Source organism: Arthrobacter sp. UYEF20 (assembly GCF_040546335.1).
Classification (GTDB): Bacteria; Actinomycetota; Actinomycetes; order Actinomycetales; family Micrococcaceae; genus Arthrobacter.
The window spans coordinates 1-15,745 of sequence record NZ_JBEPNP010000026.1 but is presented as its reverse complement, the minus strand read 5'-3'; the positions used below and the strand labels follow the sequence as shown (position 1 = coordinate 15,745).

14 protein-coding genes are annotated in these 15,745 nt (G+C 68.5%); 12 read left to right on the top strand and 2 right to left on the bottom strand.

What is annotated here, in order from left to right:
• The 8 genes from argB to ABIB26_RS20580 all read left to right on the top strand — a co-directional run bounded on the left by argB (window position 1) and on the right by ABIB26_RS20580 (window position 7,931).
• Window positions 1-960: an acetylglutamate kinase gene (gene argB / locus ABIB26_RS20615; protein ID WP_354247520.1), complete on the top strand. Its 960-nt coding sequence runs from the start codon at window positions 1-3 to the stop codon at window positions 958-960.
• Window positions 957-2,228: an acetylornithine transaminase gene (locus tag ABIB26_RS20610; protein ID WP_354247519.1), complete on the top strand. Its 1,272-nt coding sequence runs from the start codon at window positions 957-959 to the stop codon at window positions 2,226-2,228. Before argB ends, ABIB26_RS20610 begins: the two co-directional genes overlap by 4 nt.
• Window positions 2,225-3,223, top strand: coding sequence for an ornithine carbamoyltransferase (gene argF / locus ABIB26_RS20605; protein ID WP_354247517.1), 999 nt, complete (start codon window positions 2,225-2,227; stop codon window positions 3,221-3,223). Before ABIB26_RS20610 ends, argF begins: the two co-directional genes overlap by 4 nt.
• On the top strand, window positions 3,223-3,759 hold the full coding sequence (locus ABIB26_RS20600; RefSeq protein ID WP_354247514.1) for an arginine repressor: 537 nt from the start codon (window positions 3,223-3,225) through the stop codon (window positions 3,757-3,759). The genes argF and ABIB26_RS20600 overlap by 1 nt, the downstream gene beginning before the upstream one ends.
• Window positions 3,760-3,866: 107 nt before the next feature.
• Window positions 3,867-5,072, top strand: a complete 1,206-nt coding sequence (locus ABIB26_RS20595; RefSeq protein WP_354247512.1) for an argininosuccinate synthase — start codon at window positions 3,867-3,869, stop codon at window positions 5,070-5,072.
• A 5-nt stretch (window positions 5,073-5,077) separates the two neighbouring features.
• Complete coding sequence (argH, locus tag ABIB26_RS20590; protein ID WP_354247509.1) at window positions 5,078-6,523, top strand: argininosuccinate lyase; 1,446 nt, start codon at window positions 5,078-5,080, stop codon at window positions 6,521-6,523.
• 102 nt (window positions 6,524-6,625) lie between these two features.
• Window positions 6,626-7,156, top strand: a complete 531-nt coding sequence (locus tag ABIB26_RS20585; RefSeq protein ID WP_354247506.1) for a pyridoxine/pyridoxamine 5'-phosphate oxidase — start codon at window positions 6,626-6,628, stop codon at window positions 7,154-7,156.
• A gap of 37 nt (window positions 7,157-7,193) precedes the next feature.
• Entirely contained in the window at window positions 7,194-7,931 is a 738-nt protein-coding gene (locus ABIB26_RS20580) for a maleylpyruvate isomerase family mycothiol-dependent enzyme (protein ID WP_354247503.1), read from the top strand.
• A 70-nt stretch (window positions 7,932-8,001) separates the two neighbouring features.
• On the opposite strand, the gene ABIB26_RS20575 is transcribed toward ABIB26_RS20580, so the two are convergent.
• Complete coding sequence (locus ABIB26_RS20575) at window positions 8,002-8,529, bottom strand: methylated-DNA--[protein]-cysteine S-methyltransferase (protein ID WP_354247500.1); 528 nt, start codon at window positions 8,527-8,529, stop codon at window positions 8,002-8,004.
• On the bottom strand, window positions 8,526-10,085 hold the full coding sequence (locus ABIB26_RS20570; protein ID WP_354247498.1) for an AlkA N-terminal domain-containing protein: 1,560 nt from the start codon (window positions 10,083-10,085) through the stop codon (window positions 8,526-8,528). Before ABIB26_RS20570 ends, ABIB26_RS20575 begins: the two co-directional genes overlap by 4 nt.
• Window positions 10,086-10,176: 91 nt before the next feature.
• Between ABIB26_RS20570 and ABIB26_RS20565 the strand changes: the two genes are divergently transcribed.
• From ABIB26_RS20565 to tyrS, 4 genes are all read left to right on the top strand, one after another.
• A complete protein-coding gene (locus tag ABIB26_RS20565) occupies window positions 10,177-10,851 on the top strand; it encodes a DNA-3-methyladenine glycosylase (protein ID WP_354247496.1) in 675 nt (224 codons plus the stop codon).
• 53 nt (window positions 10,852-10,904) lie between these two features.
• Window positions 10,905-11,510: a hypothetical protein gene (locus ABIB26_RS20560; protein WP_354247493.1), complete on the top strand. Its 606-nt coding sequence runs from the start codon at window positions 10,905-10,907 to the stop codon at window positions 11,508-11,510.
• A 181-nt stretch (window positions 11,511-11,691) separates the two neighbouring features.
• Window positions 11,692-13,920, top strand: a complete 2,229-nt coding sequence (locus ABIB26_RS20555) for a HelD family protein (protein WP_354247490.1) — start codon at window positions 11,692-11,694, stop codon at window positions 13,918-13,920.
• Between the two features lie 119 nt (window positions 13,921-14,039).
• Entirely contained in the window at window positions 14,040-15,353 is a 1,314-nt protein-coding gene (gene tyrS, locus ABIB26_RS20550) for a tyrosine--tRNA ligase (RefSeq protein WP_354247488.1), read from the top strand.
• The last annotated feature ends 392 nt before the right edge of the window (window positions 15,354-15,745 follow it).

The following is a 15,745-nucleotide window of genomic DNA, read 5'->3' as shown; positions in this document are numbered from 1 at the left end:
ATGAACACCCAGACGCGCGAGACCACGTCCATGTCCGACGCCCAGAGCAAGGCCGGCACGCTGATCGAGGCACTGCCCTGGATCCAGCGCTTCGCCGGCAGCACCATGGTGATCAAGTACGGCGGCAATGCCATGGTCAACGATGAACTCCGGCGCGCGTTCGCCGAGGACGTCGTCTTCCTGCACCACGTCGGCATCCACCCCGTCGTGGTGCACGGCGGGGGCCCCCAGATCAACGCCATGCTCAGCCGGCTCGGCATCGAATCCGAGTTCAAGGGCGGCCTGCGCGTCACCACGCCCGAGGCCATGGACGTGGTCCGCATGGTCCTCACCGGCCAGGTCGGCCGGGAACTCGTAGGCCTGATCAACTCCCACGGACCCTACGCCGTGGGCATGTCCGGCGAGGACGGCGGCCTGCTCCGCGCCGTCCGCACCGGCACGGTCGTCGACGGCGAGGAAGTGGACCTGGGCCTCGTCGGCGAAGTCGTCGGCGTGAACCCCGAAGGCATCCTGGACATCATCGCGGCCGGCCGGATCCCCGTGATCTCCACGGTTGCCCCGGAAATCTTTGACGATGGAAGTCTTGCCGCAGGAACAAAGCAGGCGCAGACCACCGGCCAGGTGCTCAACGTCAACGCGGACACGGCCGCCGCGGCCCTCGCCGAAGCCCTCGGCGCCTCGAAACTGGTGATCCTGACCGACGTCGAGGGCCTCTTCGCCAACTGGCCGGACCGCTCCTCGCTGATTTCCTCGCTCACGGCCTCCGAGCTGCGCGAGCTGCTGCCGCGCCTGGAGTCCGGCATGATCCCCAAGATGGAAGCCTGCCTCAAAGCCGTCGAGGGCGGCGTGGAACGCGCGCACATCGTGGACGGCCGGCTGCCGCACTCGATGCTGCTGGAAACCTTCACGACCGCGGGCATCGGCACGCAGGTCGTCCCGGACGAGGAAGTAAAGGCATGAACCAGATCGCAAAGTCACCAGAGCTTACTGAAATCATCGAGACCAAGGGCCACGCCACCGGCGCGCAGTGGCTGTCCCGCTACTCCTCCGCGCTGCTGGGCGTCTTCGGCACCCCGCAGCGCGTCCTGGTCCGCGGCTCCGGCTGCCTCGTCTGGGACGCCGACGGCAAGGAATACCTGGATCTGCTCGGCGGGATCGCGGTCAACGCACTGGGCCACGCGCACCCCTTCGTCACCTCGGTGATCTCCAGCCAGCTCGCCACCCTGGGCCACGTGTCCAACTTCTTCACGAGCCCCACCCAGATCGCCCTGGCCGAGAAGCTGCTGGAACTGTCCAAGGCGCCGGCCGGTTCGAAGGTGTTCTTCGCCAACTCCGGCACCGAGGCCGTCGAGGCCGCGTTCAAGCTGGCGCGCCGCAACACGGGCGCCAGCCCGAACGGTACCGAACGGCCCCGCACCAAGATCATCGCGCTCGAAGGGGCCTTCCACGGCCGCACCATGGGCGCCCTCGCGCTGACCGCGAAAGAGGCCTACCGGGCGCCGTTCGCGCCGCTGCCGGCCGGCGTCGTGCACATCCCCTTCGGCGACATCGACGCGCTCCGCGCCGCGGTGGACGAGACCACAGCCGCGGTGTTCCTCGAGCCGATCCAGGGCGAGGCGGGCGTCCGTCCGCTGCCCGCGGGCTACCTGCAGGCGGCCCGGGAGGCCACCAGCGCGGCCGGCGCGCTGCTGATCCTGGACGAGGTGCAGACCGGGATCGGCCGCACCGGCAAATGGCTCGCCAGCGAGGACGCCGGGATAGTGCCCGACGCCGTGACGCTCGCCAAGGGCCTGGGCGGCGGCTTCCCGATCGGCGCCCTCGTCACGTTCGGGCCCGAGGTTTCATCGCTCCTGTCCGCCGGCCAGCATGGCACCACCTTTGGCGGCAACCCCGTCGCCACCGCCGCGGCGCTGGCCACCCTGCATGTCCTCGAAAACCAGCAGGTCCTGGCCCACGTCCGGGAGGTGGGGGAGCACCTGCGCGCCGGCCTGGCCGGGATCGACGGCGTGACCGAAGTCCGCGGCGAAGGCCTGCTGATCGGCTTCGACCTCGACGCCGACGTCGGCCCAGGCATTGTCACCGCCGGTCTCGAGGCGGGCTTCATCGTCAACAGCCCCGGCCCGCACACCATCCGCCTCGCGCCGCCGCTGATCCTCAGCACCGGCCAGGCCGACCGCTTCCTCGCGGCGCTGCCCGCCCTCCTCCAGACCGCAAAGGACGCCCAGTGACCGCTCCGAGCACCTCTTCCCAGAACACCGCCCAGACCCGCCACTTCCTCAAGGACACCGACCTCAGCCCCGCCGAGCAGGCCGAAGTCCTCGAGCTCGCCGTCCGGATGAAAGCCGCCCCCTACAGCGTGCAGCCGTTTGCGGCCGAAGGCAGCGGCCGCAAGACCGTCGCTGTCATCTTCGACAAGACCTCCACCCGGACCCGGGTCTCCTTCGCCACCGGCGTGGCGGATATGGGCGGCAACGCCCTGATCATCAACCCGGGCGAGGCGCAGATCGGGCACAAGGAGTCGGTCGAGGACACCGCCAAGGTGCTCGAGCGCATGGTCTCCACCATCGTGTGGCGCACCGGCGCGCACTCGGGACTCGTCGCCATGGCGGAAAACTCCAAGGTTCCGGTGATCAATGCCCTGTGCGACGACTACCACCCCTGTCAGCTGCTCGCCGACCTGCTGACCATCAAGGAACACAAGGGCGGGCTCAAGGACCTCACCATGAGCTATCTCGGCGACTCGGCCAACAACATGGCCAACTCCTACCTGCTCGCCGGCGTCACGGCGGGCATGCACGTGCGTATCGCCGGCCCCGAGGGCTACCTGCCGTCCCCGGAGATCATCGCCGCCGCCGAGGACCGCGCCGAGGAAACCGGCGGCTCGGTGCTCGTCACCGTCGACGCCGCCGAAGCGCTGCTGGGCGCCGACGTCGTCGCCACCGACACCTGGGTGTCGATGGGCCAGGAGGACGAGAAGGAAGCCCGGCTGCGGCTGTTCCGCGGCTACGCCGTGGACGAAGCGGCGATGAAGCTCGCGGCGCCGGACGCCGTCGTGCTCCATTGCCTGCCGGCCTACCGGGGCTACGAGATCGCCGCCGGGGTCATCGACGGCCCGCAGTCCGTGGTCTGGGACGAGGCCGAAAACCGGCTGCACGCCCAGAAGGCGCTGATGGCCTGGCTCATGCACCGCTCCGGCCTGGCCGTTGTTGACGGGCTCGGCTAGTGTCCGTCCAGCCGAGCTCCCCGGGGGCCAGCCCGGCCACCAAGACGGCCCGGCAGGCGCGGATCACTGCGATTCTCACCGGTGAGTCGGTCCGCTCGCAGGCGGAACTGGCGGCATTGTTGGCGGACGACGGCGTCCAGGTCACCCAGGCCACCCTGTCCCGGGACCTCGTGGAACTGGGCGCGGTCCGGGTCCGCGGCAAGGACGGCGTGCTGGTCTACGCGGTGCCGGGGGAAGGCGGGGAACGTGCGGCCAGGAGCGGCGTCACCCAGGAAATCCTCGACGCCCGGTTGGCCCGGCTGTGCGGGGAACTCCTCGTCACGGCCGAAGCCTCCGCGAACATCGTGGTCCTGCGGACGCCGCCGGGCGCGGCCAATTTCCTGGCCCTCGCGATCGACCACTCGGTGATGCCTTCGATCCTTGGCACCATCGCCGGGGACGACACCGTCCTGCTGGTCACCCGCGATCCGCTCGGTGGTGCGGCCCTCGCGGCGCGCTTCCTCCAGTTCGCCGAGGAAGCCGGCCCCAGCCAGTAGCCCGCAGGCTTTCAACGATTGGCCCTGCCGCCGTCCTGTGACAGGCTTTCAGCAGACAAATTTTTCCCCGACTTACAGCATCACCAAACAACTAAGGAGCATTTGAAGTGACTGAGCGTATTGTGCTGGCCTACTCCGGTGGCCTGGATACTTCCGTAGCCATCGGCTGGATCGGTGAAGCCACCGGAGCCGAGGTCATCGCCGTGGCGGTCGACGTCGGACAGGGCGGCGAGTCGTTGGAGACGATCCGCCAGCGTGCCCTGGGCTGCGGCGCCGTCGAAGCCTATGTGGCCGACGCGAGCGACGAGTTCGCCAATGAGTACTGCATGCCCACACTGAAGGCCAACGCCCTCTACCAGGGCCATTACCCGCTGGTCTCCGCGATCTCCCGCCCGGTGATCGTCAAGCACCTGGTCAAGGCAGCCCGCGAATTCGGCGCCACCACCGTGGCCCACGGCTGCACCGGCAAGGGCAACGACCAGGTCCGCTTCGAGGTCGGCATCCAGACCCTCGGCCCGGACCTGAAGTGCATCGCCCCGGTCCGCGATCTCGCCCTGACCCGCGACAAGGCCATCGCCTTCGCCGAGGAAAAGGGACTGCCGATCGAGACCACCAAGAAGAACCCGTACTCGATCGACCAGAACGTCTGGGGCCGCGCCGTCGAAACGGGCTACCTCGAGGACATCTGGAACGCCCCCACCAAGGACATCTACGACTACACCGCCACGCCGGAATTCCCGCCGGCCCCGGATGAGGTCACCATCTCCTTCGAAGCCGGCGTCCCGGTCGCGATCGACGGCGTCAAGGTCACCCCGCTGCAGGCCATCAAGGAACTGAACCGCCGCGCCGGCGCGCAGGGCGTCGGCCGGATCGACGTCGTCGAGGACCGCCTCGTGGGCATCAAGTCCCGCGAGATCTACGAGGCACCGGGCGCCATGGCGCTCATCACCGCGCACAAGCACCTCGAGGACATCACCATCGAACGCGAGCAGGCCCGCTTCAAGGCGACCGTCGGCCAGCGCTGGTCCGAGCTGGTCTACGACGGCCAGTGGTTCTCCCCACTCAAGCGCTCGCTCGACGCCTTCATCGAAGACACCCAGAAGTACGTCACCGGCGACATCCGCATGGTGCTGCACGGCGGCCAGGCGATCGTCAACGGACGCCGCTCCGGAACCTCGCTCTACGACTTCGACCTCGCCACCTACGACACCGGCGACACCTTCGACCAGTCGATGGCGCGCGGCTTCATCGAGCTGTGGGGTATGTCCGCCAAGGTTGCCTCCAGCCGTGACCTCCGCGTCGCCGGAAAGTAGCCCCGGTGGCTGAGTCCGAAACCACGAAGCCGGGGGTGCGCTCGGGGACGAATGAAGGTGCGCTGTGGGGCGGCCGGTTCGCCGGCGGCCCCGCGGACGCCCTCGCGGCCCTGAGCAAGTCCACCCACTTTGACTGGCGGCTGGCCCGCTACGACATCGCCGGGTCCAAGGCGCACGCCCGCGTGCTGCACAAGGCCGGGCTGCTGGACGACGCCGAGCTCGAAGGCATGCTCGACGCCCTGACGCAGCTGGATGAGGACGTCGCCTCCGGCGCCTACCTGCCGGCGGAGTCGGATGAGGACGTCCACGGATCGCTGGAGCGCGGCCTGATCGAGCGCGCCGGCACCCAGCTCGGCGGCAAGCTCCGCGCCGGCCGGTCCCGCAACGACCAGGTGGCCACGCTGGGACGGATGTTCCTGCGCGACCACGCCCGGATCATCGCGCGCGGCGTGCTCGCCACGATCGGCGCACTGGTGGACCAGGCCAAGGCGCACCGGGGGGTGGCCATGCCCGGCCGCACGCACCTGCAGCACGCCCAGCCGGTCCTGCTCAGCCACCACCTGCTGGCCCACGCCTGGGCGCTGCTGCGCGATGTGCAGCGGTTCCAGGACTGGGACAAGCGCGCGGGCGTCTCGCCCTACGGTTCGGGTGCCCTCGCGGGCTCCTCGCTGGGACTGGATCCGGAAGCCGTGGCCGCCGAGCTGGGCTTTTACTCCGCCACGCACAACTCGATCGACGGCACCGCCTCCCGCGATGTCTTCGCCGAGTTCGCCTGGATCACGGCCATGATCGGCGTGGACCTCTCCCGGGTCTCGGAGGAAGTGATCCTGTGGGCCACCAAGGAATTCTCCTTTGTCACCCTTCACGATTCCTACTCCACCGGCTCCTCGATCATGCCGCAGAAGAAGAACCCGGATGTGGCGGAGCTGGCGCGTGGAAAGGCCGGCCGGCTGATCGGCAACCTGACCGGGCTCCTCGCCACGCTGAAGGGCCTGCCGCTCGCGTACAACCGCGACCTGCAGGAGGACAAGGAGCCGGTGTTCGACGCCGCCGACACGCTGGAGGTCCTGCTCCCGGCAGTGTCCGGCATGATCGCCACGCTGACGTTCAACACCGAACGGATGGAGTCGCTGGCCCCGCAGGGCTTCGCGCTGGCCACGGACATCGCCGAATGGCTGGTCCGGCAGGGTGTTCCGTTCCGCGAGGCGCACGAGCTCTCGGGTGCCGCGGTCAAGCAGGCCGAAAGCCGCGGCGTCGAGCTCTGGGACCTGACGGATGCGGAATACGCCGCCATCTCGGAGCACCTGACGCCGGAGGTCCGCACCGTCCTGAGCACCGAGGGCTCGCTCAACAGCCGGAACTCCCAGGGCGGCACCGCCCCGGCCGCCGTCGAGCGCCAGCTGCTCTTCCTCGAAGGCGAGCTCGCCGCCGTGCGTGCGTACGCGGGGTAGCAGCCTCCGAGGCGCCACAGCCCACGCGAGATGGCATTTCGCGGCAATGTTGTCGAACGACACTGCCGTGAAATGCCAACTCGCGGCGGTTAAGGTGGTTCCATGAGCGAATCCTTCCGCCAGTACCTGCGCTCCCTGCCCGATTTCCCGGAGGAGCTCCCGGACTTCGATCCGGCCGCGGCCCCCGCGGATCCGGCGGAGCTGTTCCGCCAGTGGCTGGCTGAGGCGCTGCAGGCCGGGGTGCCGCAGCCCAACGCCTGCAGCCTCGCCACTGCCGACGAGCAGGGCAGGCCCTCCGCCCGGATGCTGATCCTGAAGAACATCGACGACGACGGCTGGCACTTTGCGAGCTCGCGGGCCTCCCGGAAAGGCCGTGAGCTCACGGCCAACCCGCACGCGGCGCTGAACTTCTACTGGCCGCAGCAGGGCCGGCAGGTCCGCGTCGTGGGCCCGGTGGCGGAGCTGGGCGCGGAGGCCTCCGCTGCGGACTGGCACGCCCGGCCCGGCGCGGACGGCAGCGACAATCCGGACTGGCAGCTCTACGCGGTCCGGCCCCGCGAGATCGAATTCTGGCAGGCCCGGCACGACCGCCGGCACATCCGCCACCGCTTCGGTCCGGAGCAGCTGAGTTAATCCCGGTTAATCCGGGAGCTCGGCTAGGATGGGCGCTATGACCGAAATCACCCCGCAAGAGCTTCTGGAAGAACTCCGCCGCGCCGCCGACGTCGTGGCCGGAGTCACCGCCAAACTGACCGAACGGGACGTCCCGGCGCCCTCGGAGCTGCCGGGCTGGACCCGCGGCCACGTGCTGGCGCATATCGCCGGCATCGCCAACGCGATGGCCCGCCAGCTGGAATTCGCAGCCCGCGGCGAAAGCACCGAGCTCTACGACGGCGGATTCGAAGGCCGCACCCGTGCCATCGAGATGGCCGCGGGCCACGGCATCGAGGAACACCGCGCCGATGTGGAGACCGCCCTCGAGCGGGCCCTGCGCGCCTTCGGGGCACTGGATGCCGCCGGCTGGCAGGCCCGGATTACCTATCGCGGCGGAGTGGTGTTCGACGGCGGCCTGGCGCTCTGGCGCGAGCTCGTCATCCACGCCACCGACCTGGGCACGGGACGTGGTCCCGAGACCTGGAGCCGGCCGTTCTGCGAGCACCTCTTCGACTTCCTGGCCGCCCGGGTGCCGGCGGGCGAAAGGTTAGTGCTCCAGCCGCTGGGTCTCCCGCCGGTGGCCATCGGCACCGGCGGCAAATCGACGGTGATCAACGGCATGCTGACGGACATTGCCGCCTGGCTCGCCGGCCGCAACCCCACCCTCGGCAGCCTGCGCGCCACTGCCGCGGCCGACGGCGTCGACCTCCCCGAACTGTTGCCCTGGCCCGCCGGGGTCCCGGTCGACCGCTGACACCACCCGTTGACACTGACGCGAGGTGAGACTTCGCGCCCATGATCCTTCCAGACATGGGCGCGAAGTCTCACCTCGACGCTGACTGCGGGAGGGCCAGGGCCGCCTGGTGTTCCCGGTCCAGCAGGCTTTCCTTGATGGCCAGTCCCCAGCGGAAGCCGCCCAGGCTGCCATCGGTCCGGATGACGCGGTGGCAGGGCACGAACAGTGCCGCCGCGTTGAAGGCGCAGGCACTGGCCGCAGCCCGCACCGCCTTCACATTCCCGGACAGCTCCGCGTATTCCGTGTAGGTCACCGGGTGCCCCGGCGTCACCGTCCGGAGCATGTCCCACGCGTGGTTGCGGAACGGGCCGGACTTCTGCAACACCGGGACGCCCATGGCGGGGGCCGGATTGCCCGCGTAGAACTCCTCGACGGCGGCCGAGATCCCGCCGAGCTCCGTGACGGCCTGGTACTCGCCGGGGAGCAGTTCCGGATGGATCTGGCCGGTCAGTTCCCCCGGAACCGCGGTCCAGCCCGAGGCCAGCACCGTCCCTTCCCGGGCAATGATGGTGAAGGGGCCGTCGGGGGTGGACATGGTCAACAGCTGGGCTTTCATTGCGTCACTTTCTTCAGGGTGGTGGTCTTTGCCGGCGCGCCGGGCGGTGTTGCAGTTCGCGAGACGGACAGCGTTGCAGCGCGCGCGGCGGCCTGCGCAGCCGAGGCCGCGCGCCAGAGGTGCATGGTGGCGTAGGAACGCCACGGGCTAAGCCCACGGAAATCCGGGCTCAGTTCCGGGCCATTCCTGCCTTGGGCGAGGGACCGGATGCCGTTCCGCACGGCGGCATCGTTGGCGAGGAAAACATCCGGGGCGCCGATCACGCGCATCCCGACATAGCCGACGGTCCACGGCCCGACGCCGGCCAGCGGAAGCAGCTTGGCCTCGAGCCCGGGCAGGTCGTCGCCGTAGCCGAAATCGAGGTCCCCTGAGGCCATCGCCGCGGCCGCCCCGCGGACGGAGTCGATGCGGCGCTGCGGGCCCCGGAGCAGTTCGAAACCGGACTCCGCAATCTGCGCCGCCGTCGGAAAGAGCCGGTGCAGGCCGTCGGCGGGAACCAGGCTTTCACTCCCGGCCGGGGACAGCTGGACGAGGGCCGTGCGGGCGGCAGCCACGGTGATCTGCTGTCCGATCATGGCCCGGACCAGCAGCTCCTGCGGGTCCACCGCCCCGGGCATCCGCATACCGGGCGCGTCGGCGACGCTGGCGGCCAGCCGCAGATCCGCGGCCAGTGCAGTATCGATCGCGACCGGGTCGGCGTCGAGATCCAGCAGGCGGCGGACCCGGCTGAGCAGGGAGGGCAAGTCCCGCAGGTCAACGGCCCCGATCGTCAACACGAGCGGCCGGCCAGGGGCGCCGGCGTCGTAGTCCACCCGGAACCGGGCGTCCCCGTTCGCCAGCCGCAGGGTCCGGGCGTAGGAACGCGACGTTCCTTGCTCGATGCCGGGGATGGCGCGGACGGCGAGGAAGTCGAAGACGCCCGGATCAAACGGTTCCCGGTAGGGGAGGTTCAGGGTCAGCGCCGTCGACGACACCGCGGCCAAGGCTGGCGCCCGGTGGTGCCGGGCGGTGGCCCGCAGCGCCGAGGGCGTCATCGCGAAGACCTCGCCGATGGTCTCGTTGAACTGGCGCACGCTACTGAAGCCGGCGGCGAAGGCGATGTCGGCCACTTTCATGGATGTGGAGACGAGCAGGGTCCGGGCCGTCTGGGCACGGCTCGCCCGGGCCAGCGAGAGCGGACCGGCTCCGAGCTCGTGGCTCAGGATCCGGTTCAGCTGTCGGGAGGAATAGCCCAGCCGGGCGGCGAGCCCTTCGACGCCGTCGCGGTTGATCACGCCGTCGTTGATGAGGCGCATGGCGCGGCCCGCGAGGTCCGAGCGAAGGTTCCACGCCGGCGTCCCGGGGACTGCCTCCGGCAGGCAGCGTTTACAGGCCCGGTAGCCCGCGTCGTGGGCCGCCGCGGACGTCTCGTAGAAGGTGACATTGCCCGCTTTGGGCGTCCGGGCGGGGCAGGAAGGGCGGCAGTAGATGCCGGTGGTCCGGACAGCGGTATAGAACTGCCCGTCGAAACGGGTGTCCCGGGCGTCGATTGCCCGGTAGCGCTGCCAGAAGTCCATGAGTTCATCCTGCCAGCTTCCCGGTGCAGCTGCTAGCGGAAATCGGACACGGCCGTGGAGCGGCGCGCGGGGTTTTTGTTAAAGTCGGACCATGACGTCCAACCCGCCGCCTGGAAGTGCCGTGCCTGCCGGTGCCGTGCCTGCCGCGGGCCTGCGGGAGCTGCTGTCCGCCGATGCCCGGCAGGTGGCGCCGCTGCTGCTCGGCGCGGTCCTGACGCATGAGGGATGCGACGGCACGGTCTCGGTCCGGATCACAGAGGTGGAGGCCTACATGGGCCCGCATGACTCCCTGCACCCCGACCCCGGTTCGCACACCTTCCGGGGCGCGACTGCCCGCACTGCACCGATGTTCGGCCCCGCCGGGCACCTCTACGTCTACTTCACCTACGGCATGCACCATTGCGCCAACATCGTCTGCGGCCCGGACGGCGTGGCCTCGGCGCTGCTGCTGCGCGCCGGCGAAGTCATCGAGGGGGAGGAGCTGGCACTCGCCCGGCGTCCGGCGTCGAAGTCCCCCAAGGACCTGGCAAGCGGACCCGCACGGCTCGCCACCGCGCTCGGACTGACGACGGCGGACAGCGGCCGCGATGCGCTTGAAGCCCCGTTCCGGCTCGAGCTGCCGGACACCCCTGCCACGGACATCAGCTCCGGGCCGCGGGTTGGCGTGTCCGGGGCCGGCGGCACGCACCACTATCCCTGGCGCTTCTGGCTCACCGGCGATCCGACCGTCTCCCGCTACAAGGCCGCGAAGGCGCGGACGGGGTAGCTGAGTGGGCAACCTGGGTCCTGAGCACCGGCGTTGGGGGATGATGAAGCCTTATGGGCGAGGGTAAACGCGGAAAACCAGCCAGCGAGCTCGAAAGGCTCCAGATTTTTGAGCCGCTGGCCACCGAGTACTTCCGAATGGTCGAGCTGTTCAAACCTGGTGGAGGACCGGTGGCCGCGAACTCCGTCGAGGGGGAGCGCAGACACTGGGTGGAGCTCTTCCGTGCGGCGCTGCTGCGTAAATTCATCGTTCGTGATGAACACGTTTCGCTCAAGCTGGTGGTGAGGGCCCTGCGCCGATGCAACTACACGGGGGACCGGAAAGTGGCGGACGGCGCCGAAGAAGTGGCCAGTCTCTTCACCGACGAGATGGTTCTGGACCGTCCTGCGGTGATGTCGGGACCTGCCCCATTTGATGAGCACGACCTTTTCGAGGACGTTCTCTATGGACGGCTCCTGCATGGCGACGCCGACAGGTTCCACCGTTCCGGCTGGGCCCGCGACTACGCCCGGATGAGTGCCGTAGCGGCCGGACGGTTCGACGCGGAGCGCGCGCTCAGAAAGGCGCTTGAAGTTGTCAGGTACGGGCTCGCGAATGACCTTTTGCGGTCCCCAGGTGTACCGACAGACGATGCCGAGCCTCCGGCGACCATCAGGTAGGCAGGTCTGCAAGGCGGGGTCGCTCGGCCCCGGACGGCCACCAGATCAGGTTCCTGCTGCGCGCATAGCTGGACGATTCCCGACTTCTCGGTAGAATGCCTGCAAAAACGGACGCATGCCGCCGGGAGACCGGAATGGCTGTAGAATGGTTGGTCTGTCTTTTTCGATAGGGGAACGCCCGATGCACGACGCTGATTTGGCCCATGAACGCGACTATGTAGCCGGCCTCTACGCCCGGCTCGATGAGTTGCGGGCGGAAAAGCGCGCCCAGCTGGCCCAGGTCCGCCGCGCCGGTGCGGTAGGTACCATGCAGAATGTCTCCGAGCGTGACGCGTTCGCGGCGCTGTACGAGGACCGCCTCGCCCAGCTCGACGCCGTCGACGACCGCCTGGTGTTCGGCCGGCTGGACCTCGATTCCGGGGAGGCGCAATACATCGGCCGCATCGGCCTGGCCACCGAGGACCTCCAGCGCCTCATGGTGGACTGGCGCGCGCCGGAAGCCGGCCACTTCTACCAGGCCACCGCTTTCGACCGGCAGGGAGTCCGCCGGCGCCGGCACCTGATCCTGCAGGGCCGCGAGGTCAAGGCGATCGAGGATGACGTGCTCGACGCCGACCTGCTCGCCGACGACGAATCGCTCCAGGGCGAGGGCGCCCTGCTGGCAGCCCTCAACTCCAAGCGGACCGGCCGGATGTCGGACATCGTCGGGACCATCCAGTCCGAGCAGGACCGGATCATCCGCTCCTCGATTTCCGGCGCCCTCGTCGTCCAGGGCGGCCCGGGCACCGGCAAGACCGCCGTCGCCCTGCACCGCGCCGCCTACCTGCTGTACACCCACCGGGACCGCCTCAAGACCGCCGGCGTGCTGCTGGTGGGGCCGTCGTCGTCGTTCATGAAGTACATCGAGCGGGTGCTGCCCTCCCTCGGCGAGACCGGCGTCGTGATGGCCAGTGTGGGCCGGCTGATGCCGGGCATCCATGCCGTCGCTGAGCCGGAATCCGCCGTTGCCGCCATCAAAGGCCGGCTGGAGATGGCCCAGGTGGTCGCGAATGCCGTGGCCAACCGGCAGCGCATCCCCGCCGGGAACAGGGTCCTCGAAGTCGACGGGCGCAAGCTGCTCCTGACCCCGCGGCAGGTCCGCCGGGCCAGGGACAAGGCACGCGCCGCCGGCAAACCGCACAACGAGGCCCGGGTCTCGTTCGTGAAGATCCTGCTGCGCGAACTGACCGAACAGTTGACCGAACTGGTGGAGGCCGGAAGCATCGGCAACAACGCCGACCGCTCCTACCTGGCCGAGGACGTCCGCTCCGCCCGGGACGTCCGCATCGCCCTGAACCTGTGCTGGATGCCGATGACGCCCGAGAAGCTCGTGGGGGAGCTCCTGAGCAAGCCGGCCATCCTGGCGGCATGCACACCGAACCTCAGCCCGGCCGAGCGCGCCCTGCTGCTCCGGCCCGCCGACTCACCGTGGACCGAAGCCGACGTGCCGCTGCTGGATGAGGCCGCCGAGCTGCTCGGCGAGCTTGACGCCGCAGCCGGCAGGGGACTGGCACAGCAGGAACACGACCGGGCCCGCGATCTCGCCAACGCCAAGCAGACCCTGGTCAACATGGAAACCGCCGGCGTGGACGTCCTCATCTCCGCCGAGGACCTCGTGGACCAGAACCAGGAGCGCGAGTCCCGGCTGACCGCGGCGGAGCGCGCCACGACCGACCGCAGCTGGGCCTTCGGGCACATCGTGGTGGACGAGGCGCAGGAGCTCTCGCCGATGCAGTGGCGCCTGCTGGTGCGCCGTTGCCCGCTGAAGTCCTTCACGATCGTGGGGGACATTGCCCAGACCAGTTCCGTGGCTGGCGCCAATTCCTGGCAGGGCGCCCTCGCCCCGATGTTCGGGGACCGCTGGCAGCTCGAGGAACTCACCGTCAACTACCGGACGCCGTCCCAGATTGCCGAAGCGGCCGCCCGGATGGCCAACGCGGCCGGGCTGGTTGTGTCCGCGCCCAAGGCTGTCCGGGAGGGACGCTGGTCGCCGATCATCGACCGTGTGGAGCCGGGCCGGATCGTCAGCAAGCTCGTGGAGGTGCTGCCGCAGGAACTGGACGCCCTCGACGGCGGTCTGCTGGCCGTGATCGCCGACGGGGACCTCCTCCCGGAGGCCACCGCCGCGCTGCGCGCGGTCTATGGCCGCCGCGTCGGCACGGATGCCGGCAGCTACGTGCAGGACATTGTGGTGATCAGCCCCCGCGAGGCCAAGGGCCTGGAGTTCGACGGCGTGGTGGTGCTGGAGCCGTCGGCCATGCTCAACCATGAGCACGGCCGCGTCGGCGACCTCTATGTGGCTATGACCCGGCCCACCCAGCGGCTGCGGCTGATCGCCGCCGCCGGTGTCCCGGCCGGCATCGAGGACTGAACCTGCCGCCGTCGGCCGCTCCTTGCAGGCGGCGCTGCGGGGGCGGCGCTGCAGGGGACGCCGCGTCGCCTGACGGTCACACGCGCTGGGCGGGTCCTGATCCTGCTACCTTAGATTGCGTGTCCCAGCTAAATGATCTCCGTTCCCAGCAGAATGACCCCAGCTTCGCCAATATCTGGCAGGAGCTGAAATGGCGCGGCCTCGTCCACGTCTCCACGGATGAGGCGGAGCTGGAAAAGCTGCTCGCCGGCGATCCGATCACCTATTACTGCGGCTTCGATCCCACCGCGCCGAGCCTGCACCTGGGCAACCTGGTGCAGCTGCTGCTCATGCGCCGGATCCAGCTGGCCGGCCACAAGCCCCTGGGCCTCGTGGGTGGTTCCACCGGTTTGATCGGTGACCCGCGCCCGTCGGCGGAGCGCACCCTCAACACCAAGGACACGGTTTCGGAGTGGGTGGGGTACCTGCAGGCCCAGGTCCGTCGTTTCCTGAGCTTCGAGGGCGACAACGCCGCCCGGATGGTCAACAACCTGGACTGGACGGCGCCGCTGAGCGCCATCGACTTCCTGCGCGACATCGGCAAGCACTTCCGTGTTGGCACCATGCTGCGTAAGGATGCCGTCGCGTCCCGCCTTGGCTCCGACGAGGGCATCAGCTACACGGAGTTCAGTTACCAGATCCTGCAGGGCATGGACTACCTCCAGCTGTTCCGCGACTACGGCTGCGCGCTGCAGACCGGCGGCTCGGACCAGTGGGGCAACCTGACCAGCGGCACCGAGCTCATCCGCAAGGTTGAGGGCAAGCATGTCCACGCACTGGGCACGCCCCTCATTACCAACTCGGACGGCACCAAGTTCGGCAAGAGCGAGGGCAACGCGATCTGGCTGGATCCGGCGATGTGCAGCCCGTACGCCTTCTACCAGTTCTGGCTTAACACGGCGGACGCCGACGTCGCGGCACGCCTCAAGATCTTCACCTTCCTGAGCCGTTCCGGGATCGAAGCCCTGGAGGCTGCCGTTGCGGAACGGCCGTTTGCCCGGGAGGGACAGCGGAAGCTGGCGTACGAAGTGACCTCCCTCGTCCACGGTGTGGACGCCACGGAGAAGGTTATCGCCGCCTCCGCTGCGCTCTTCGGCAACGGCGACCTCACGGTCCTGGACGAGGCGACGCTCAAGGCGGCCACCTCTGAACTGCCCTCCGCCACCGTCGACGCCGCTTCCTTTGGGATCGTCGAACTGCTGGTGGCGTCGGGGCTCTCGGAGAGCAAGTCGGCGGCCCGTCGAACGGTGGGGGAAGGCGGTGCTTACGTGAACAACACCAAGGTGTCTGATCCCGAGGCTGTCATTGAGGCCAGCCAGTTGCTGCATGGCCGGTACCTGCTGTTGCGCCGTGGTAAGAAGAACCTGGCCACCGTGGAAGTTTCCGCTTCCTAGTCCGAGCCCTGAAATGTCACCTACACGCTCCTTCCCCGCCAAGTTGCAAGGCAGGGGAGGAGCGTGTATTGTTTTCTGAGTCGCCGCCGCTGAGTGGCGACCAACCCCCACTAAATAGAGAAGCAATTTTTTCTACGCATTGGCGCAGATATCAGGAATTGCTTCACCTTTTGCTGGGCGGATTCGTTCCACTGGTAAATTTCGAGTGAATATCCCGGATTTGCAAAGTGGAAATGAATGAAATAAGCTTTAGATATCGCAGCGAAGAAAAGCGAAACACGGAATTCATTGAAATTCAAATGGATTGTTTCGGCAAGTATTCGAATGTGTCTGTTGTTTGAGAACTCAATAGTGTGCCAAGTTTGTTGATACCAATTTATTTATATGGATTG